This window comes from Methyloversatilis sp. (assembly GCF_030696805.1).
Classification (GTDB): Bacteria; Pseudomonadota; Gammaproteobacteria; order Burkholderiales; family Rhodocyclaceae; genus Methyloversatilis.
Window position 1 is genome coordinate 72,866 of the sequence record NZ_JAUYRO010000053.1, and the last position, 21,020, is coordinate 93,885.

Here is a 21,020-nt window from a genome sequence, read left to right on the forward strand (position 1 = left end):
GTGTCCCCGCCCGGTCAGGCGACCGCGGCGGTGGCTGCTTCGGCCGGCTCGTCGACGTCCTCGCCGAGGAACCCGCCGCTCTGATGCGCCCACAGTCGTGCGTAAAGCCCGCCGCGGGCCAGCAGCGCCGCGTGGTCGCCCTCTTCGACGATGCGGCCGCGATCGAGCACGATCAGCCGGTCCATCGCGGCGATGGTCGATAACCGATGCGCGATGGCGACCACGGTCTTGCCGGTCATCAGCCGGTACAGGCTGGCCTGTATGGCCGACTCGACCTCCGAATCAAGCGCGCTGGTCGCCTCATCGAGCAACAGGATGGGCGCGTCCTTCAGCATGACGCGGGCGATCGCCACCCGCTGGCGCTGTCCGCCTGACAACTTCACGCCGCGCTCGCCGACGTGGGCGTCATAGCCGCGCCGGCCCTTCGGATCCACCAGTTCGGCGATGAATTCGTCGGCTTCTGCGCGCTCGGCAGCGGCGATCATGTCGGCATCGTCGGCGTCGGGCCGGCCGTACATGATGTTGTCGCGCACCGAGCGGTGCAGCAGCGAGGTGTCCTGCGTGACCATGCCGATCTGCGCACGCAGGCTGTCCTGGGTGCCGAGCGACACGTCCTGACCGTCGATCAGGATGCGACCGCCCTCGACGTCGTGAAAGCGCAGCAGCAGGTTGATCAGCGTCGACTTGCCGGCGCCCGAGCGACCTACCAGGCCGATCTTTTCGCCCGGCCGGATGTGCAGCGACAGGTCGTCGATCACGCGCTCGCCGGTGCCGTGACCGTTGCCGTAGTCGAAATCGACGTGCTCGAAGCGGATGTCGCCGCGCGTCACCCGCAGCGGCTGCGCGTCGGGCCGGTCATTGACCACGCGCGGTCGCGACAGCGTATTGATGCCGTCGCGCACGGTACCGATCTGCTCGAACAGCGACGCCAGTTCCCACATCACCCAATGCGAAATGCCGTTCAGGCGCAGGGCCATTGCCGTGGCCGCCGCCACCGCGCCGACGCCGATCTCGCCCTGCATCCACAGCCACAGGGTGGTACCGGCGGTGCTGGCGATCAGCCCCATGCTCAGAATGTGATTGACGATTTCGAAACCGGTGACAAGCCGGCTCTGCGCGTACACCGGCACCATGAATTCACGCATCGCGTCGCGCGCGAACAATGCCTCGCGCGCCGAGTGCGAAAACAGCTTCACGGTCGCGATATTGGTATAGGCGTCGGTGATGCGCCCGGTCATCAGCGAGCGCGCGTCCGCCTGCGACTGTGCAACCTTGCCCAGGCGCGGCACGAAATAGACCATGGCCGCCACGTACAGCGACAGCCAGCCGGCGAAGGGCAGCAGCAGCCACAGGTCGAAACTGCCGACCAACGCCACCATGGTGACGAAGTAGATGATGACGAACACCAGGATGTCGGCCACGATCATCCAGGTGTCGCGCACGGCCAGCGCGGTCTGCATCACCTTGGCTGCGATGCGGCCGGCGAATTCATCCTGGTAGAAGCTCATGCTCTGGTCGAGCATGTGGCGGTGGAAGTTCCAGCGCAGACGCATCGGGAAGTTGCCGGCCAGCGACTGGTGCTTGATCAGCGTCTGCAACGCGATCAGCAGCGGGCTGGCCAGCAGGATGCCGCCCAGCATCAGCAGGTGGGTGCGCTCCTGCGTCCACAACTGTGCCGGCTCGACCTTGCCCAGCCAGTCGACGATGTTGCCCAGCATGGCGAACAGCATGGCTTCAAACACGCCGATCAGCGCGGTACATGCGGTCATCAGCAGGATGAGGCCACGCATGCCTTCGGTGCCGCTCCACAGGAAGGCGAACAGGCCTTTGGGTGGCGAAGGGGGCGTGCCGTCCGGATACGGATCGACCCGTCGTTCGAAATAGCTCAGCAAGACATTCTCCGAGAGGGGCTGCAGGGGTGCGTCGCGCTGGCCCGGTCAACGGATTTTACCCGGCCGGTCATGACAGCCCGCGCTTGGGCAACGGATCGACGGGTTGGTTGCGCCGTGCGCAGCGCCGCTACAGCAGCACCACGCGGTCTGGCAACTCGTTGTGCGGGTGGCCGTCGGGCGGGAAGTGACGGGCCAGCGCCTGCGTGACCGCTTCGACGCATTCCAGTGCGCCGTCGCGGAACTCGCCGCGCGCAAAGCGCGTTTCGAGCTGCCCGCACAGCGCCGCCCATTCGGCGTCGCCTACGCGGGCGCGAATGCCGCGATCTGCGACGATTTCGATGTCGTGATCGGCCATCTGAAGATAGATCAGCACACCGTTGTTCTGAGCGGTGTCCCAGATGCGCAGCAACGAAAACACCTCGATCGCGCGCTCGCGTGCGGTCTGGCCGCGCCACACCGCAAGCGGTTGCTGCGCGCCCTCGACCACGAAACGCAGTTCGCCCGCATGGCGCGTTTCACTGGCTGCGATCGCCTGTTCGATGTCGCGCAGCGTGGCAGCCGGAAACGCTCGGTGCATCTGCCAGGGCAGATGGAAGGCATGTTTGAGCATGCGCAGCACGGTCATGGCCTCACTCCGATCACCTGCTCGTTCGTCCGCTCATTCATGGGATCGCTCACCATCGACCCGACGCGCCACCGCCGCCAAAGCCGCCGCCCCCGCCACCGAAGCCGCCGCCCCCTCCGAAGCCGCCACCGCGCCCGCCGCCCATGCCGCCGATACCGCGCCCGCCGCCGCCAAACAGCGTGACCAGCAGCGCGATGATGGCGGCGGCAATGGCGATGCCCAGCGCACCCACCATCAGCCAGGCGACGAAGCCCACCGCGCCGCCGGTCACCAGCGCGCCGGGCAGTCGGCCCAGCACGGAGCGCAGGATGCCGCCCATCGCCAGTGCAATGACGAACAGCACCGGAACGTAGCCTTCGATGTCGCCGGCCGATTGACCAGATTTCGGGGATACCGCAGGCAATGGCTCGCCGTCGATCACCGACACCATGCGTTCGACGCCGGCACGCACGCCGCCGTCGAAGTCGCCTTCGCGAAAGCGCGGCGTGATGATTTCGGCAATGATGCGCTTGGCCGTGATGTCGGTCAGCGCGCCTTCCAGCCCGTAACCGACCTCGATGCGCAGCGCGCGGTCGTCCTTGGCCACCAGCAGCAGCGCGCCATCATCCACGCCCTGGCGACCGAGCTTCCAGCTTTCGGCGACGCGCAGTGCGTACTGCTCGACGGTTTCGGGCGCGGTCGTCGGCACGATGAGCACCGCGATCTGGCTGCCCTTGCGCGTCTCGAAGGCCGCCAGCGACTGTTCGAGCGCGGCCGTGGTGGCCGGGCTCAGCGTGCCGGTCTGGTCGGTGACGCGCGCGCTCAGCGGCGGCACCGCCAGCTGCGCGAAGGCCAGCGTGGCGAGCAGCAACAGTGCGCCGCACGCGGCGCGCAGGCCCGGCATCGGATTCACTTTCGGCTCACTGCGTGGCGCCGGCCGGTTTCGCCGGCTGGCTGCCGAAATCCACCGTCGGCGGGCGGGCAATCTCGGCCTCGTTCTCGACCGTGAAGTTCGGCTTGACGTCATGCCCGAACACCATCGCCGTCAGGTTGCTCGGGAAGGAGCGTACCGTCACGTTGTAGTCCTGCACCGATTTGATGTAGCGGTTGCGCGCCACGGTGATGCGGTTTTCCGTGCCTTCGAGCTGCGCCTGCAGGTCGCGGAAGTTGGCATCCGACTTGAGCTGGGGATAGTTTTCGGCGACCACCAGCAGGCGCGACAGCGCGCTGCCCATTTCGCCCTGTGCGGCCTGGAACTTCGCGAATGCCTGCGGATCGTTGATCAGCTCCGGCGTGGCCTGGATGGCCCCCACCCTGGCGCGCGCTTCGGTCACGCGGATCAGGATGTCTTTCTCCTGTTCGGCGAAACCCTTGACCGTATTGACCAGATTCGGAATGAGATCGGCACGGCGCTGATACTGGTTCAGCACCTCCGACCACGCCGCCTTCACCTGCTCGTCGCCCGACTGCAGCGTGTTGTAACCGCAGCCCGACAGCAGCGTGACGGTGAGAAGAGCCAACAGTGACATCCACAACTTGCGCATAGCCTGCCTCCGGAACCGTTTGAACATGACGGTAGTTGGGGGCGAGTGCCCCGGATGCAAGCAGGATACAGGCTGGATGTGACGGCGCCTCGGTTGTGAGGGTGATCGCGGACAGGGGCCGGTCCGACAAACAACCGCAAACGGCAGGAACGGACCCTGTCCGCGATACGGACGCTGATCACGCGATGCCGCATTTTCGGAGACCGGAATCGCCTGCAGGGGCGGCGCGGGGGTTTCGGCGAGCATTGCTCGCCGCCCGCAGAGCCGGCCGGCCATGCAGGGCCGGCCGTGGAGGGCTCCTACGAAAAACAGCGATGTTTGCCCTTCGTAGGAGCGGACCCCGTCCGCGATTGGCACGTCGATCACGCGATGCTGCATTTCGGAGACCGGAATCGCCAGTGGGGGCGGAGCGGGGGGGGGGGCGGCGAGCACAGCTCGCCGACCGTGGAACGGCTCCTGCGGATACCGCGACGATGTTGCTCTTCGGAGCGGACCCCGCCCGCGATACGTGCGTCGATCACGCAAGGGCAGAGGTTCAGCGAACTGGCGCGGGGGCGCCGACTCAGTCGACCGCGCTCAGCGCCGTCTGGCTGAAACCGCCGTCTACATAGGTGATTTCGCCGGTCACGCCGCTGGCGAGATCCGACAGCAGGAAGGCGGCGACATTGCCCACTTCCTGGATGGTCACGTTGCGGCGCAGAGGTGCATTTTTTTCGTTGTAGGCCAGCAGCTTGCCGAAGTTGCCGATGCCCGAGGCGGCCAGCGTCTTGATCGGACCGGCCGACACGGCGTTGGCGCGGATGCCCTGCGGGCCGAGGCTGGCGGCAAGGTAGCGCACCGACGCTTCCAGGCTGGCCTTGGCCAGACCCATCACGTTGTAATTGGGCAGTGCGCGCACGGCGCCGAGGTAGGACAGAGTCAGCACGGAGCCATTGCGCCCCTGCATCATCGGGCGCGCCGCCTTGCACAGCGCCGGGAAGCTGTAGGCGCTGACTTCATGCGCAATGCGGAAGGCTTCGCGCGACAGGCCGTCGAGAAAGTCGCCGTCGAGCGCCTCGCCGGGGGCGAAGGCGATCGAGTGCACCAGGCCGTCCAGCCCGTCCCACTTCGAGCCCAATTGTTCGAACAGTGCAGCGATCTGCGCGTCGTCCGCCACATCGCACGCGAACACCATCGACGAGCCGAAATCCCCTGCCATCTTGGTGACGCGATCGGTGAAGCGCTCGTTCTGGAAGGTAAACGCCAGCTCCGCGCCTTCCCGGTGACAGGCCTGGGCGATGCCATAGGCGATCGAGCGATTGGACAACAGTCCGGTGATCAGTATTTTCTTGCCGGCGAGAAAGCCCATGTACGTCTCCAGAGGTCCGGCATCGCGCCGGTTGGGGGAGGGCGGATTATAGGGGATGGCGCGCGCTTCGCTTCGCCCGTACGCGCGCGCCGCGTGGCACCATCTGCCGGTGCCGACGTCTGTCCCTCTCTTGCCCGAAATCTTGCCTGAACGTGCGCCCGAACCTCTGCCCTCGTCGATGTGGCAGATCTGGTTCGATGGCTGCGCACTGCCCAATCCGGGCCGCATCGGACTGGGTGCGCTACTGCTATCGCCCCAGGGCGCGCGCATCGAGCTTTCGAGCCAGGCAGGGCGCACCGGCTGCAGCAACGAAGCCGAGCTGATCGCACTTTGCAGCGCGCTCGAACACGCCGGCAGCCTCGGCGCCCGCCATATATGTATACGCGGCGACAGCGACTTTGTCGTCCGCCACCTGCGCGGCGAACAGCGCACTGCCATCGCACCGCTGCTCGAACTGGTCGTGCGCACCGAAGCGCTGCTCACCGGCTTCGAATCGGTCAGCCTGGAATGGGTGCCGCGCCATCGCAATCGCGACGCCGACCGCCTGTCGCGCGCCGCGCTCGGCCTGCCGGACAAGCCGGCGCCGGTGCCGGGTCGCCGCCGCAGGCGCTGACGCCTGGCAGTTTCCGCTCGGCGCCGCGCTTTTCCTGCTCGCACCCACTGCCGCGTGCCGGTCCACGCCCGCGTGATATGGGTAGGGCGGCTGGCTGGCGCCCTCACGGTTACGCAAGATGCGTTGACCTGTTCCCACGCCTTCCTGTCCATGATCAAGTCATGTTTGCCGCCTGCGATCTGCAATATCCGGACCGAGGCTGCGGTGCCCGGACCGGGCAGCGGCTCATGAGACAAGATAGTCCGCGTAGTCTGAATGGCGGATGTCTGGGCGGGGCGGGCCTAGACGACATGCAACCTGGGTTGACTAGATTGGGGCTTCCTGGGCGGTGAATCACCGCCCCCCACTTTTTCCAGGAGCGCCCCAATGGTTCGCATGTCCCTCGTCGTACTCGCCGCTACCTTCATGCCGGCGATGGCTTCCGCAGCCGACGACCTTCCGCCGCTTGATGGCGCGGCCACCTCCAGCACGTTCGAGGACGTGTCGGTATTCGGCGGATCCATCCCGCTCAGTTCCGGCGCCTACGCATGGACGGCCGTCGCCGGCGATGCGCGCGCCTTTCGTGACTCGGTCGTGATCGGCAATGCGGCGCTCATACACCTGAGTTCCGCGGCCTCCGCCTACACGATGCAGCACGCCACCGGAATCGACTTCGTGGTCGACTCGGTCTATACGCTCGAGGCCGACATCGGATTCATGACGACCTATCGGGCCGCTGGCCGCAGCGCGCCCTACGTGATCGAGATCGGTGTGCTGGACGATGGTGGCCAGTTCACCCGGCTCGCCGCCTACCAGGACACGGCTGTCTGGCAGGGTCACTTTGGTGACGGCGCCGCCGAACACGCCAGCGTGAGCTACACGGCGACCGGTCTGGAAGACGGCAGCATCGCGGTTCGCCTGTCGCGTCTTGCAGGGGGTACGGAAGGTCGCTGGATGGGCTTCGACAACGTGACGCTGTCCGTGGTCGCAGCCCCCGTTCCGGAGCCCTCGGCTGCGCTGCTTCTGGTCTCGGGTCTTGCGCTGCTTGGCTTCGCCGCCCGCCGCAGCCGTGCCTGATCGTATCTCTGCCTACTTGCATTCTCCCGTCGCCGGCCGGAAGGCCGGCTGACGGCTCATCCCAGGAGCATCCACAATGAAATCCGTCCTCGCGTTCGCGCGCGCCCTTCCGTTGCTCGCGCTCGTGCTGTCGGTGCCGGCGCACGCGCTCGACAATGCCACGCTCGACTCCTGGACCTCGCTGTTCAAGGGCGTCTACTACACCACCGGCTACGCCACCGGCGTCACCAGCCCGACCAGCAGCAGCCCGCGCAGCCACGCCATCAACGCGATGCGCATCAATCTGAGCGATCCGGACATCCGCTTCTTCTCGACGCCGGGCAACGGCAGCGTCATTGGCGACACCAACGCGCAGACCACCAGCAGCTTCCTGGAAACCTACGACCTGCAGGTGGCGATCAACGCCAATTTCTTCAGCCCCTGCTGCGCGGCCTCGCCCGATCCGAAGGATGTGCTCGGGCTGGCGATCAGCAATGGCAACGTGGTGTCGCCGTCCGACTACAACGCCATTCCGCCGGGCGGAAACCCGTACTCGCTCGGCATTACTGCGGGCAACGAGGCGCTGATCCAGTATTTTGCGCCGGGCGCCGACGTCAGTTCGCTCTACACGGCGGTGTCGGGCGGACCCATCCTGCTCAGCAACGGCCAGATCATGGTAGCCGAAGCGCCGCAGAACGCCTTCTTCGACACCAATCCGCGCACCGCGGTCGGTCTGTCGTCCGATGCGCGCTATCTCTATCTGCTCACCATTGACGGGCGCCAGCCCGGCTACAGCGATGGTGCAACGCTGTACGAGACAGCAGAGTGGCTGATGCTGATCGGGGCATCGCACGGCCTCAACCTGGATGGTGGCGGCTCGACCACCATGGCCCGCGCCGACGAGAACGGCGGCGCCGTTGTGCTGAACCGCCTGAGCGGCGGCGTGGAGCGCTACAACGCCAGCAACTTCGGCCTGTACGCGGCGCCGCTGCCCGCAGTGCCCGAGCCTTCGGCCTGGGCACTGATGATGTTCGGCCTGCTCGTGCTGCTGGCCGCCTCCCGCCGCCGGGTCTGAGCGTTGTCCGCGCGGCTGCCTGCCCATGAATGAACGGTGGGCGGCGCGCGACGTCAGCCCACCACCCGTGCCGCGACCGCCGCATACGCCGGTATGCCGACCATCAGGTTGAGCGGGAAGGTCACGCCCAGGCTGAGACCGAAGTACAGCGCAGGGTTGGCTTCCGGTATCGCGGTGCGCAGCACGGCCGGCACCACGATGTAGGACGCACTGGCCGACAGCACCATGAGCAGGGTGGCGTCGCCTGCGCCCATGCCCAGCGCGGCAGCGAGCGCCAGGGCAATGGAGGCATGCACGACCGGAGCCACGGTGGCGTAGACCAGCAGCCAGCTGGAGGCTTTGCGCGCCACACCGAAATTGCGCGCCACCATCAGGCCCATGTCGAGCAGAAAGAAGGCCAGCATGCCCTTGAACAGGTCGCCGGCGAAGGGCTGCATCACCGCCTTGCCGGCTTCGCCGCTGAAGTAGCCGATAACCATCGCGCCGATCAGCAGCAACTGCGCGCCGTCGGTAAATGATTCGTGAAGAATGCGGCCGATCGGCGTGCCCGTTGCAACCGGGCCGGCAGTCATCGTGAGCGCGCCGCCGCCCGAAGCGACGACCGCGGGGGCGGTTGCCGCCTTTCGTGCTGCGTTTGCCAGCAGCACCGCCATGATGATGGCGGGCGATTCCATCAACACCATGGCTGCGGTCATGTGGCCGCCGAAGTCGGTGCCGGCGTTGTCCAGATACTGCGTGGCGGTGACGAAGGTGACCGCGCTGACCGAGCCGTACGAGGCCGCCACCGCCGCCGCGTCGAAGCGCGACCCCACCCGGCGCAGCAGCAGGTAGCCGATCCCCGGCACCAGAAAGGCCATGAAGACTGCAGCCGCGAGGCCGGCCGCCACGCCCGGATTCATGCCGGACTGCGCCAGGGCGTAGCCGCCCTTCAGGCCGAGTGCCATCAGCAGGTAAAGAGACAGGAATTTCTTGATCGGCTCCGGGATGTCGAGGTTGGAGCGCAGCGCGCCGGCCAGAATGCCGAACACGAAGAACAGGATGGCGGGGTCGAGCAGTGTGTGCATGGGGGCAATCTCCTTTCGACCCGGATGCTAGGGTGTGCAAGTCATCGAGTAAAATCGATTTTTGTGTCTTGCAACATAGATAAAACCCTATGAACATCACCTTCAGGCAGTTGCGGCTCTTTCTCGCGCTGGCCGAAACCGGCAGCGTGAGTGGTGCGGCGCGCGCACTCCATGTGACCCAGCCCACTGCGTCCATGCAGTTGAAGGACATGAGCGAATCCGTGGGGCTGCCGCTTTACGAAGTGGTGGCGAAGAAGGTGTATCTGACCGACATCGGTCAGGAACTTGCCAAGACCGCGCGCGCCATCGCGCAGTCCTGGGACGCCTTCGAGCAGGAAGCCGACGGCGTCCGCGGTCTTACCCGGGGACAGCTCAGGGTGGCGGTAGTGAGCACTGCGCAGTACTTCATGCCGCGCCTGTTGGGCAGCTTCTGCGCACGGCATCCGGCGATCGACGTGTCGCTCGAAGTGCTCAACCGCGACGGCGTGGTGCAGCGCCTGCGGGAAAACATGGACGACCTCTACATCATGTCGATGCCGCCGGCCGACATGGATCTGAGCGACGATATCTTCATGACCAATCCCATCGTCGTCGTGGCGCCTGCCGACGATGCGCTCGTCAGCCGTTCGTCGGTGCCACTGGACGCGCTGCGCAGCCACCGCTTCATACTTCGCGAGCGCGGCTCCGGCACCCGCATGGTGGCGGACCAGCATTTTCGCAGCCACCGCTTCCGGCCCGACATCCGGCTCGAACTGGGCAGCAACGAGGCGATCAAGGAAGCGGTCGCCGGCGGCCTGGGCATCGCCGTGCTGTCGCGCCACGTGCTGCACGGCCTGGACGGCGAACATGGCGTGAGCGTGATCGACGTCGAGGGGTTTCCGGTGCTGTCGAACTGGCACATCGTGCATCCGGGCGGCAAGAAGCTGTCGCCGCTGGCGCGCGCGTTCAAGGCGCATCTGCTGGCCACGTGATCCGGTAGTCGGGCAACGGGAAGACGCCAATTGAGAACCACCCGCGATCGACTGCGCCACGCCATCGCCTTTGAAGTGATCGGCCTTGCGCTGTGCATCCCGCTCACCGTACGGGTGTTCGACCTGCAGGTGCTTGAGGCCGGTCCGCTGACCCTCGGTCTGTCGCTGATCGCCACCAGCTGGAACTTCGCCTACAACAAGGCGGTGGATGCCTTGATGGCCCGCCATCTCGGCCGGCTCGAAAAGACCTGGGCCGAGCGCGTCTGGCACGCGCTCGGCTTCGAACTCGGCCTGCTGGTGATGACATTGCCGCTGATCGCCTGGTGGCTGTCGGTCAGCCTGCTCGACGCGCTGATCGTCGATCTCGGGCTGATCGTGTTTTATGTGTTGTATGCGTTCTTCTACAACTGGGCGTACGACCGGGTGTTTCCGCCGCCTGCGGTCAAGCCGCCGCATCGTTAGGAGGGTTTCTACGGGGGCAGCCCTGTGCTGGCGCCCCTGTGATGCGGTGACGGCCTGGGTGGGAGCGGCATCTGTGGGAGCGGGCACCCCGCCGCGATCGGCACGTTGCACTGTTGCCATCGCTGCACGATCGCGGCAAGGCCGCTGCTCCCACAGGGCCTTGCTGCCGGCTTCAGGCCAGATCGAAGCGGTCGGCGTTCATCACCTTGGTCCAGGCGGCGACGAAGTCGTGCACGAACTTCCCCTTGCTGTCGTCCTGCGCGTACACCTCGGCGCAGGCGCGCAGGATGGAGTTGGAGCCGAACACCAGGTCGACCCGGGTGGCGGTCCATTTCACCTCGCCGGACTTGCGGTCGCGGATTTCGTAAAGGTTGCTGCCGGCCGGCTTCCACATGTAGGCCATGTCGGTGAGATTCACGAAGAAGTCGTTCGTCAGCGCGCCGACGCGGTCGGTGAATACGCCGTGCATGGTGCCGCCGTGGTTGGTGCCGAGCACCCGCATGCCGCCGATCAGCACGGTCATTTCCGGTGCCGTGAGGCCCATGAGCTGGGCGCGGTCGAGCAGCAATTCCTCGGCAGTGACCACGTAGTCGCGCTTTTGCCAGTTGCGGAAGCCGTCCGCCACCGGTTCGAGCACGTCGAAGGATTCGACGTCGGTCTGCGCCTGGGTCGCGTCGCCGCGACCCGGCGCGAACGGAACCGGGATGCCGAAGCCGGCCGCCTTGATGGCCTGTTCGAGGCCGACATTGCCGGCCAGCACGATCACGTCGGCCAGACTGGCGCTGGCGTCAGACGCGATGGGTTGGAGCACGCCGAGCACGCGAGCGAGGCGGGCCGGTTCGTTGCCTTCCCAATCCTTCTGCGGTGCGAGCCGGATGCGCGCGCCGTTGGCGCCGCCGCGCAGGTCCGAGCCGCGAAAGGTGCGCGCGCTGTCCCACGCCGTGGCCACCATGTCACCGACAGACAGGCCGCTCGCAGCGATCCGGGCCTTTACGGCAGCGATGTCGTAGCCGATGCGGCCGACGGGCACCGGGTCTTGCCATATCAGGTCTTCCTGCGGCACCTCGGGCCCGATGTAGCGGGCCTTCGCGCCCATGTCGCGGTGGGTGAGCTTGAACCAGGCGCGCGCGAACACTTCCGAGAAGTAGGCCGGGTCGGCGTGGAAGCGCTCGGAAATCTTCCGGTACGCCGGGTCCATCTTCATCGCCATGTCGGCGTCGGTCATGATGGGGTTGCGGCGGATGGCAGGATTTTCCGAATCAACCGGCTTGTCTTCCTCGCGGATGTTGACCGGTTCCCACTGCCATGCGCCGGCCGGGCTTTTCCTGAGTTCCCAGTCGTAGCCGAGCAGCAGCTTGAAATAGCCGTTGTCCCACTTCGTCGGGTGGGTGGTCCAGGCGCCTTCCAGTCCGCTGGTGACTGCGTTGCTGCCGACACCGCGCGACGTGTGGTTCATCCAGCCGAAGCCCTGTTCCTCGATCGGCGCGCCTTCCGGGCTCGGGCCGAGCACAGACGCATCGCCATTGCCATGCGCCTTGCCGACGGTGTGACCGCCGGCGGTCAGTGCGCAGGTTTCCTCGTCGTCCATCGCCATGCGGGCGAAGGTGATGCGCACGTCGTGCGCCGTCTTGATCGGGTCGGGCTGGCCGTCGACGCCTTCCGGATTCACGTAGATCAGGCCCATGGTCACGGCCGCCAGTGGGTTGTCAAGTTCTCGCTGACCGGAATAGCGGCTGTTCGGGTTGTCGCTGGGGGCCAGCCACTCTTTTTCCGAGCCCCAGTAGATGTCCTTCTCCGGGTGCCAGATGTCGGCGCGGCCGAAGCCGAAACCGAAGGTTTTCAGGCCCATCGATTCGTACGCCACGGTGCCGGCGTAAAGCATCAGATCAGCCCATGACAGCTTGCTGCCGTACTTTTTCTTGATCGGCCACAACAGGCGGCGTGCCTTGTCGAGGTTGCCGTTGTCGGGCCAGGAGTTGAGCGGGGCGAATCGCTGGTTGCCGGTGCCGCCACCGCCGCGTCCGTCGGCGGTGCGATAGGTGCCGGCCGCATGCCAGGCCAGGCGGATCATCAAGCCGCCGTAGTGACCCCAGTCAGCGGGCCACCAATCCTGGCTGTCGGTCATCAGCGCGGTGACATCCTTCTTGAGCGCTTCGAAATCGAGTTTCTTGACCTCGTCCCGATAGTTGAATGATTCGCCCATCGGATTCGTCTTGCGGTCGTGCTGGTGCAGGATGTCGAGGTTCAGCGACTTGGGCCACCACCCGGTCACCGAAATGTCGCTCGTCGTGGCGCCGCCGTGCATGACCGGACATTTGCCGGCGGACTCGTCTCGTGCATTCATCGTGCTCTCCTTTGGTAGTGACCCCTGCACCTTCGCTCCGGCTGAGGTCTTGCACACAACCCGAATCAACGTCTCGGGCGATCGTCGATCTAGATCAATCAGCACAGATCAAGAACTGCGCCAGAAAGTTCTTGCATGGCATGCATAAGTCGGTTGTCGCCCGCAACGTGCAGCGCATTCGAGCTAGACGAGGTTGTGCCGCCGCACAATTCTCGTCGATGCCCTTCGAATGACGATCGCTATTTTCTTTAGAAGGGCTTCAACAATCAATGCAAGATGCCGGCGGACGAGCGGTCAATCAAACTTCATGCCTTGAACGGTCTGCCACCGCTGCGGGCGGCGAGCAGCGAGGTTTCTGTGTGAGCGGCGTTCCTTGTGGGAGCGGCGTCCTCGCCGCGATAGTCACTGTGTACTGCGACCATCGCGGCACTGATCGCGGCGGGTACGCCGCTCCCACAGGGGCCCCTCAAGTATTCCTCGCCGCTTTCAATTGCGCCGGCTCGACTTCACGCGTCGCAAGTTCAGAAGGGCAGTACGAGCTGCCCTTCTTCCTTTTCCGGCGCAGTGCCGGGCGCGGGCAGTGCGTCGGCACGCATCAGGTGGCCGGCGCGCACACCGAGCAGGCGGAAGCGCCGGTCGAGCGGCATGCGCTTGACGCACAGGGCGGCATGGTGGCGGATGCCCTGTGCATCGCACAGGTACGCAGGCAGCGTGATTTCGCGTGTCCGGATGCTGAAATCATCGAGCCGCATTTTCGCTCCGATGGATTTCGCGACATAGCCCTTGCGCTGCAGGTCTTCCGCAAGGCGCTCGCACAGACGGGTGAAGATCACGCCCAGTTCGGCACGGTCGTGGCGCGCATGCAGGTCGCGCTCGAAGGTGGTTTCGCGGCTGAGCGATTTTGCTTCGCGCTCGGTCACCAGCGGCCGGTCGTCGCGGCCGTGCGCCGCGTCGGTCAGCCAGCGGCCGTAGCTCTGGCCGAACAGTTCGATCAGCCAGTGCGGTTCGGCCGCGGCCAGTTCGCCGATGCTGCGGATGCCCAGCGCTTCGAGCTTCGCACTGGCCTTGGGGCCGATGCCATTGATGCGTTTGGCCGGCAGCGGCCAGATGACCGAAGGGATGTCGGCTGCGGTCAGCAGCGTGATGCCGCGTGGCTTGTGCAGATCGGACGCCAGCTTGGACAGCAGCTTGTTCGGCGTGACGCCGATCGAACAGCTGAGCCCTGTTGCCGCCAGCACGGCCTGCTGGATGCGCAGCGCGATGGCGCGCACACCGCCGTGCGGGTCGTCGCCGACAGCGTCCTGTGCACCCGGAAGATCGGTCAGGTCCATGTAGATTTCGTCGATGCCACGGTCTTCGATCAACGGGGCATGCTCGGCTACGGCCGCCTTGAACAGCCGCGAATTGTGTCGATAGGCGTCGAAATCGACCGGCAGCAGCACGGTATCCGGCGCGAGTGCGGCGGCTTTCATCAGCCCGATGCCCGAATGCACGCCGAAGGCGCGCGCCTCATAGGTGGCGGTGGTGGCGACGCCGCGGCCGGCGTAGTCGCGCAGCCGTGCGAACCGGCGCGTGCCGTCGGTCTGCAGTTCGGGCTGATGCCGTGCGCCGCCACCCACCACCATGGGCAGGCCGCGCAGCTCGGGGTAGCGCAGCAGTTCGACCGACGCGAAAAATGCGTCCATGTCGAGGTGGGCGATCCAGCGGCGGGGCATGGCGGTCGGATCAGTTCGGCTTGGCGCTTCGCGGCGCGACCTGCGGGGGCGGCTGGCTGGCTTGTTCCAGCGCGTCGCGCACGCGCTCGATGTCGTGCGCGCGAAGGCCGTCGACCAGCGCACGCGAGGCGTCGAGCCGCCGTTCGGCATAGCGGCGCAGGCTTTCCAGTGTCGGCGCCGACGGTGCTTCCGGGCTCAGGCGCAGGTCGGTCAGTTCGTCGAAACGCTGCTGGTAGGCGTCGGCCACCTCGGATTCGATGCGCCCGGCCAGTTCGTCGAACGACGCGCCGGACGACTGCGCATCACCGATCAGCTGCGTCCAGCGGTCGGCGATGCGCTTGTCCTCGCCGATGAATTCACGGATTTCGCCGCGCGCCATGACTTCTTCGCTCCAGCGGTAGCGCGGCGACGGGATGCCGATGACCATCAGCACGAGTGCGGTCGCCAGCGTGAAGCCGGCCAGCCATTGTCCGGCCGAGGCCGTATGCGTGCGATAGCGGCCGAGCAGCGGTTTTGCGCTGTCGCTCAGCGGTTGCGCCAGTGCGGCACCGGCCAGCAGGCCGGCAATGAAGCCGCCGATGTGCGCGCCGTTGTCGATGCCGGGGATCTGGAAGCCGAGAAAGATGGTGATGGCCGCGAACAGGCTGGCACCCCAGAACAGGCGGGTGAATTCGCGCGGGTCAAGCGTGTCGCGCTGCTGCCACAGAAAGCTCAGCAAGGCGCCATACACACCGAAGATGGCGCCCGATGCGCCGCCCGACACCGCCCGGTCGCCCTGCGAAATCAGAGACAGAAGATTGCCGGCCAGACCGCTCACCAGATAGATCGTGATGAAGCGCGCAGGACCGAACATTCGTTCGACCAGTCGGCCGCCGTCCCACAGCGACAGCATGTTCATGCCCAGATGGAACAGCCCGAAGTGCAGGAACAACGCGCTGCCCAGCCGCCACCATTCACCATCCTTGGTGGCCGGGCCGAAATTGGCACCCCACGCGAACTGCACGTCGCTCGACGAATGCCACAGACCGGCGCCGTACAGCAGCATCAGTGCAAACACGCCGACATTAAGTGCGACCAGTGTCAGCGTGACCGGAATGCGCCGGCGCCGCCGGATAAGCTGGTCGAGCAGGGGCAGGGGGGAGGGTGTCACAAGCGGCAGTGCGTCATGCGGGAGTGGGTCGAGCGTAGCACTGCACTGCGGCGGCGACGCTCAACAACGTGTATCCGTTTGCGATCCACCCGGCCGGAAGTCGCGGACGCACGCGCACCGACTGCCGAACCCTCTCGACTTCGCCGCAGGCGTCAGCGACCGAATTCGGTCATGTCCAGCAGGTCGCTGATCAGCTCAAGGCGGAGCAGCGGATCAGTCATTTCCATCATGCGCTGGCGATCTTCGGCTGGCACCGGCAGCAGCTCGCACCAGCGGTTGGCCACCCAGCCCGCAGCGTCGAAGCGGCGGGGTTCGAGGATAGGCGACACTTCGGCCGACTCGAACACTTCGAGCATGCGCACCAGATTAGCCGCGACATAGGCCAGATCCGACGGCACCTTGACATGCGGGTCGGCCGGCAGGATGTCGATATCGGCCATCCACAGACCATGCGGGGTCTGTTCGCTGGCAATTACCTTGAAGCGCGAGGTGCCGCGGGTGACGATTTCGATCAGGCCGGGCTGTGGTGTCTGGTAGTCGATGATTTCGGCCAGCGTGCCGATGGCGTGGAAGCGCTCGCCCGGCGTCGGGCCGGGGCGCTGCACGTCCTGGCCCTGGGTCAGCGCCACCACGCCGAACGGCTTTCCGGTCTTGTGGCACTGCTTGATCATCGTCAGATAGCGCACTTCGAAGATGCGCAGCGGCAGCATGCCGTCGGGAAACAGCACGACACCGAGCGGAAACAGCGGTATGGCGTCGGGAGAAAGTGAAGTCGTCATGATCGGGCCTGTAGGCTGGATTCGCTGCGGCGGCATACGATCTGTTCGATATCGCCGACGAGCGAGGCGGCTTCGCGCTGCAGGTGCTTGCGCTGAGCCGGAGTGAGCGAGGCCGACAGCGCCGACAGCGCCTCAGCCGCGCGGGCACGATTGGCGTCGAAGGCGGCGGAGTAGCCAGGTGTGAAGAGGTTGCCGGGCGACACGAAAAGGGTTTCGAGTTCGCTGATCACGGCGTCGCGTCCGGCATTGCGGCGCGCCAGCACGTCGGCCAGTGCCGTTTGCCAGCGACGGCGGCTTTCCATGCCGTCCTCGCCGTTGCCGCGCACGTCGCGCGCCCAGTCGTCGATCAGCGTCAGCTGCGCCGGCGTGAGTTTGCCCAGCCATGCCTCGCTGCGCTTCTTCATGCGCTTGGCGCGCTCGCGCACCAGTTCGTCGGGCGGTGGTTCGACCCAATCTTCAACATAGTCACGGTTGCTCTTTTTCATCCGCTTGTTGAATGTCTCGATCTGCGCCGGCGTGGCGCCCACCATCAGCGGCCCGACTTCACGTGCCGCGCGGCGGGCGATGTCGTGGCCGAACCCCAGGGCCTGGTCGATGTGCGCGTTCGCGCGCGCCATGCTCAGGCCGCTGCGCATGTCCGCATCGACCGTGCGCAGCCATGCCGAGTATGCAGGAAGCTGGGTTGCGCAGTGCCAGTCGACGAGTCGCGTGACCGCCGGTTCGACCACCGCACGCTGCTCAGAATACATCGGCAGGTAGTCGTCGAGCCGCCAGGCGATCAGGCGGTCGAGCTGGTTGTAGCCCATCTGCACAAAGCTGCAGCCGGTAAGCGCAAGCGCAACGGCGAACGCGGTCAGCAGCGTTTTCAGGGAGCGCGCAAAGGGGTGGTGCCGGTTCATCGGTGGGCGCAGAGGTGATACATCATGTTCATCCTAGACCGATCGTCGCACCGTCGGTTCGCCGAGTGAACCGTCGGGCCTGTCAGGCGGGCAGCCGGAAACCTTTTTCCGGCTGCCCGCTCACAGACCGGACCTCGCCGCCTACAATCCGCCCATGATCCGACTGCGACCGCTGCACCGCTCCCTGTGCCGACTGCTGGCCGCGTCCTTCGCCTCCGTGCTGCTGAGTGGCTGCGGCGAGGTCTGGAACAATCCGTATCCGGCGGCGGAAAGCGGTCGCAACGTTCTCTACACGGCCTTCACCGACCGGCCCAAGCACCTCGACCCGGTGCAGTCGTACAGCGAGAACGAAATCACCTTCACGGCGCAGATCTATGAGGCGCCTCTGCAGTACCACTACCTCAAGCGACCATTCGAACTGACCACGGCCACCGCCGAGGCGATGCCGCAGCCGCGCTTCTACGACCGCGGCGGGCGCGAATTGCCGGCCGATGCGCCGGCGACCGACATCGCCGAGTCGGTGTACGACATCCGCATCAAGCCGGGCATCCGCTATCAGCCGCATCCGGCACTGGCGCACGACGAAGCCGGCAATCATCTCTATCACTCGGGTGGCCCCGGCGCGCGGCTGACGCTGTACGACTTCGAACAGACCGGCTCGCGCGAACTCGAAGCCGCCGACTACGCTTACCAGATCAAGCGGCTGGCCCACCCCGGCCTGCATTCGCCGATCTTCGGCCTGATGAGCGACTACATCGTCGGCCTGAAGGAGTTCGGTGACACGCTGAAGGACGCCGCGAAGACACTGCCGCCCGGCGCCTGGCTGGACCTGCGCCAGCATGCGCTGCCGGGCGTCGAGGTGATCGACCGCCACACCTACCGCATCCGTCTCAAGGGCAAGTACCCGCAGTTCCTGTACTGGCTCGCCATGCCCTTCTTCGCGCCGGTGCCGTGGGAGGCCGACCTGTTCCACGCCCAGCCCGGCATGGCGGAACGCAACCTCACGCTGGACTGGTACCCGATCGGCACCGGCCCCTACATGCTCAGCGAAAACAATCCGAATGCACGCATGGTGCTGACGCGCAACCCGAATTTCCGCGTAGAAAGCTATCCGTGCGAAGGCGAGGAGGGTGACCGCGCTGCCGGCCTGCTGGCCGACTGCGGCAAACGCCTGCCGCTGGTCGAACAGATCGTGTTCACGCGCGAGAAGGAACAGATTCCGTACTGGAACAAGTTCCTGCAGGGCTATTACGACGCATCGGGCATCAGTTCCGATTCCTTCGATCAGGCGGTGCAGTTCGGTCAGACCGGCGAGGTCAGTCTGAGTGACGGCATGCAGGCGCAGGGCATCCGGCTGCAGACGTCGGTATCGACGTCCACGATGTACATGGGCTTCAACATGCTCGACCCGGTGGTCGGCGGCATGGAAGAGCGCGGCAGAAAGCTGCGTCAGGCCATCGGCATCGCACTCGATCAGGAAGAGTTCATTTCCATCTTCCAGAACGGCCGCGGCCTGCCCGCGCAGTCGCCGCTTCCGCCGGGCATTTTCGGTTACCGCGACGGCCGCGAAGGCATGAACCCTCAGATGTATGCGTGGGTCGGGAACGAGGCGCGGCGCAAACCGATTGACGATGCGAAGCGGCTGCTGGCCGAAGCGGGCTGGCCGAACGGTCGCGACGCGAAGACCGGCGAGGCACTGGTGGTCAATCTCGACACCACCGGCACCGGCCTCGGCAGCAAGGCGCGCATCGACTGGCTGACCAAGCAGTTCGATCAGCTCGGCGTGCAACTGGTGGTGCGCAGCACCGATTACAACCGCTTCCAGGAAAAGGTGCGCAAGGGCGCCGCCCAGCTCTTTTTCTGGGGCTGGAACGCCGACTATCCGGACCCGGAAAACTTCCTGTTCCTGCTCTATGGCCCGCAGTCGAAGGTGAAGGTGCAGGGCGAGAATGCGGCGAATTATGAAAACGCCGAGTTTGACTACCTGTTCGAGAAAATGAAGGCGATGGACAACAGCCCGGAGCGGCAGGCCATCCTCGACCGCATGCTGGCCATCCTGCAGCACGACGCGCCCTGGGTGTGGGGCTTCCATCCGAAAAGTTACGGCCTGGAACACAGCTGGGTGTTCAACCGCAAACCGTCGACGGTGGCCAACAACACGATGAAATACACCCGCATCGACCCGGCGCTGCGCGAAGCAAAGCGCGCCGAATGGAACCGCCCGGTGCGCTGGCCGCTGTTCGCGGGTGCGCTGCTGCTGCTCGCACTGGTGTGGCCCGCCTGGCGCCACTGGAAGCGCTCGGAACAGGCGCGGGCGGTGGGGGCGGCGGCATGAGGACGTCGCTGACCCGGGCTGGTGTCACTGGATTGTCCGCCGGGATCGCCTGCGGGGCAGGCTCCTACGAAAACCCCGCAGCTTTCGGTACGCCTCTCGTAGGAGCCGGCCCTGCAGGCGACAGCGCGGCGATCGACGATGCTGCGGGAGCTGCCTTCTGCATCGCGGGCCGGGCCTGCGCCTGCGAGAGGCTTGCCCGATGATTGCCTACATCATCCGCCGGCTGCTCTATGCCATTCCCATCCTGATCGGGGTGAACCTGATCACCTTCCTGCTGTTCTTCGTCGTCAATTCGCCCGACGACATCGCACGCATGCAGCTGGGCGCGAAGCGGGTGACGCCGGAAGCGATTGAGAAGTGGAAGGCCGAGCGCGGCTATGACAAGCCGATGGTGTGGAATGCCGCCGCGCCGGGCGTGGCGAAGGCGACCGACACCATCCTGTTCGACAAGTCGGTGCGCATGTTCGCGCTCGATTTCGGCCGCGCCGACGACGGCCGCGACATCGCGCTCGAAATCAAGAGCCGCATGGGTCCCAGCCTCGCCATCGCGATTCCGACCTTCATCCTCGGGCTGTTCGTCACCGTCAGTTTCGCGCTGCTGCTGGTGTTCTTCCGCAACACCGCGCTCGATGTCGGCGGCGTCGTCCTTTGCGTGGCGGCGATGTCCATTTCCGGGCTGTTCTACATCATCGGCGGCCAGTATCTGGTCAGCAAGGTGTGGAATCTGGTGCCCATCTCCGGCTACAGCGGCGGGCTGGACGCAGGCAAGTTCCTCATCCTGCCGGTGCTGATCAGCGTGGTCGGCGGCATCGGCGCGTCGGCGCGCTGGTACCGCACGCTGTTTTTGGAAGAAATCAACAAGGACTACGTGCGCACGGCCCGGGCCAAGGGCCTGTCGGAACTGCGCGTGCTGTTCCGGCACGTGCTGAAGAACGCGATGATCCCCATCCTGACCGGCGTGGTGGTCGTCATTCCGCTGCTGTTCATGGGGTCGCTGTTGCTGGAAAGTTTCTTCGGCATTCCGGGGCTGGGCAGCTACACCATCGACGCCATCGGCTCGCAGGACTTTGCCGTGGTGCGCTCGATGGTGTTCATCGGCTCGGTGCTCTACATCATCGGTCTGCTGCTGACCGACATTTCCTACACGCTGGTCGATCCGCGGGTGAGGCTCAATTGATGTCCCACTGTTC

Annotated in this window: 18 protein-coding genes; 7 read left to right on the plus strand and 11 right to left on the minus strand. The window is 65.7% G+C overall.

All coding sequences use genetic code 11. The features are described from left to right. Positions 1-14: 14 nt before the first annotated feature. From Q8R75_RS09615 to fabI, 5 genes are all read right to left on the minus strand, one after another. Positions 15-1,892 carry an ABC transporter ATP-binding protein gene (locus Q8R75_RS09615; RefSeq protein ID WP_305614346.1) on the minus strand — a complete coding sequence of 626 codons (1,878 nt, stop codon included), beginning with the start codon at positions 1,890-1,892 and terminating at the stop codon, positions 15-17. A gap of 127 nt (positions 1,893-2,019) precedes the next feature. Then, on the minus strand, positions 2,020-2,517 hold the full coding sequence (locus Q8R75_RS09620; RefSeq protein WP_305614347.1) for a TPM domain-containing protein: 498 nt from the start codon (positions 2,515-2,517) through the stop codon (positions 2,020-2,022). Positions 2,518-2,566: 49 nt separating this feature from the next. After that, positions 2,567-3,400, minus strand: coding sequence for a TPM domain-containing protein (locus Q8R75_RS09625; RefSeq protein ID WP_305614354.1), 834 nt, complete (start codon positions 3,398-3,400; stop codon positions 2,567-2,569). Between the two features lie 16 nt (positions 3,401-3,416). Beyond that, positions 3,417-4,040 (minus strand): LemA family protein, encoded by a 624-nt coding sequence (locus Q8R75_RS09630; protein ID WP_305614348.1) that lies wholly within the window; start codon positions 4,038-4,040, stop codon positions 3,417-3,419. A gap of 562 nt (positions 4,041-4,602) precedes the next feature. Next, on the minus strand, positions 4,603-5,388 hold the full coding sequence (gene fabI, locus Q8R75_RS09635) for an enoyl-ACP reductase FabI (RefSeq protein ID WP_305614349.1): 786 nt from the start codon (positions 5,386-5,388) through the stop codon (positions 4,603-4,605). A 55-nt stretch (positions 5,389-5,443) separates the two neighbouring features. Between fabI and Q8R75_RS09640 the strand changes: the two genes are divergently transcribed. From Q8R75_RS09640 to Q8R75_RS09650, 3 genes are all read left to right on the plus strand, one after another. Beyond that, positions 5,444-6,001, plus strand: coding sequence for a ribonuclease HI family protein (locus Q8R75_RS09640; protein ID WP_305663644.1), 558 nt, complete (start codon positions 5,444-5,446; stop codon positions 5,999-6,001). Positions 6,002-6,367: 366 nt separating this feature from the next. After that, positions 6,368-7,057, plus strand: coding sequence for a PEP-CTERM sorting domain-containing protein (locus tag Q8R75_RS09645; protein ID WP_305614351.1), 690 nt, complete (start codon positions 6,368-6,370; stop codon positions 7,055-7,057). A gap of 76 nt (positions 7,058-7,133) precedes the next feature. Next, complete coding sequence (locus Q8R75_RS09650; protein ID WP_305625978.1) at positions 7,134-8,111, plus strand: phosphodiester glycosidase family protein; 978 nt, start codon at positions 7,134-7,136, stop codon at positions 8,109-8,111. 53 nt (positions 8,112-8,164) lie between these two features. Here Q8R75_RS09650 and Q8R75_RS09655 read toward each other — a convergent pair whose 3' ends face one another. Continuing rightward, on the minus strand, positions 8,165-9,175 hold the full coding sequence (locus tag Q8R75_RS09655) for a sodium-dependent bicarbonate transport family permease (protein WP_305615840.1): 1,011 nt from the start codon (positions 9,173-9,175) through the stop codon (positions 8,165-8,167). Between the two features lie 89 nt (positions 9,176-9,264). Here Q8R75_RS09655 and Q8R75_RS09660 point away from each other — a divergent pair, with 89 nt between their 5' ends. After that, positions 9,265-10,146 (plus strand): LysR family transcriptional regulator, encoded by an 882-nt coding sequence (locus tag Q8R75_RS09660; RefSeq protein WP_305615842.1) that lies wholly within the window; start codon positions 9,265-9,267, stop codon positions 10,144-10,146. A 30-nt stretch (positions 10,147-10,176) separates the two neighbouring features. Then, on the plus strand, positions 10,177-10,608 hold the full coding sequence (locus Q8R75_RS09665) for a PACE efflux transporter (RefSeq protein WP_305615844.1): 432 nt from the start codon (positions 10,177-10,179) through the stop codon (positions 10,606-10,608). A gap of 172 nt (positions 10,609-10,780) precedes the next feature. Here the strand turns inward: Q8R75_RS09665 and katG are convergent, their stop codons facing one another. From katG to Q8R75_RS09690, 5 genes are all read right to left on the minus strand, one after another. Continuing rightward, complete coding sequence (katG, locus tag Q8R75_RS09670) at positions 10,781-12,952, minus strand: catalase/peroxidase HPI (RefSeq protein WP_305615846.1); 2,172 nt, start codon at positions 12,950-12,952, stop codon at positions 10,781-10,783. Between the two features lie 521 nt (positions 12,953-13,473). Continuing rightward, the gene (locus tag Q8R75_RS09675) at positions 13,474-14,667 is read right to left on the minus strand and encodes a DNA polymerase IV (protein WP_305615847.1); all 1,194 of its coding nucleotides are present in this window, start codon (positions 14,665-14,667) and stop codon (positions 13,474-13,476) included. Positions 14,668-14,677: 10 nt separating this feature from the next. Continuing rightward, positions 14,678-15,817 carry a rhomboid family intramembrane serine protease gene (locus tag Q8R75_RS09680; RefSeq protein WP_305615849.1) on the minus strand — a complete coding sequence of 380 codons (1,140 nt, stop codon included), beginning with the start codon at positions 15,815-15,817 and terminating at the stop codon, positions 14,678-14,680. Positions 15,818-15,969: 152 nt separating this feature from the next. Beyond that, entirely contained in the window at positions 15,970-16,596 is a 627-nt protein-coding gene (locus Q8R75_RS09685; protein WP_305615851.1) for an LON peptidase substrate-binding domain-containing protein, read from the minus strand. Beyond that, positions 16,593-17,495, minus strand: coding sequence for a DUF6279 family lipoprotein (locus Q8R75_RS09690; protein WP_305615853.1), 903 nt, complete (start codon positions 17,493-17,495; stop codon positions 16,593-16,595). The genes Q8R75_RS09685 and Q8R75_RS09690 overlap by 4 nt, the downstream gene beginning before the upstream one ends. 154 nt (positions 17,496-17,649) lie before the next feature. Here Q8R75_RS09690 and Q8R75_RS09695 point away from each other — a divergent pair, with 154 nt between their 5' ends. Both Q8R75_RS09695 and Q8R75_RS09700 read left to right on the plus strand, forming a co-directional pair. Beyond that, the gene (locus tag Q8R75_RS09695; RefSeq protein WP_305615855.1) at positions 17,650-19,830 is read left to right on the plus strand and encodes an ABC transporter substrate-binding protein; all 2,181 of its coding nucleotides are present in this window, start codon (positions 17,650-17,652) and stop codon (positions 19,828-19,830) included. A 199-nt stretch (positions 19,831-20,029) separates the two neighbouring features. Further along, entirely contained in the window at positions 20,030-21,007 is a 978-nt protein-coding gene (locus Q8R75_RS09700) for an ABC transporter permease (protein WP_305615857.1), read from the plus strand. Positions 21,008-21,020 lie beyond the last annotated feature (13 nt).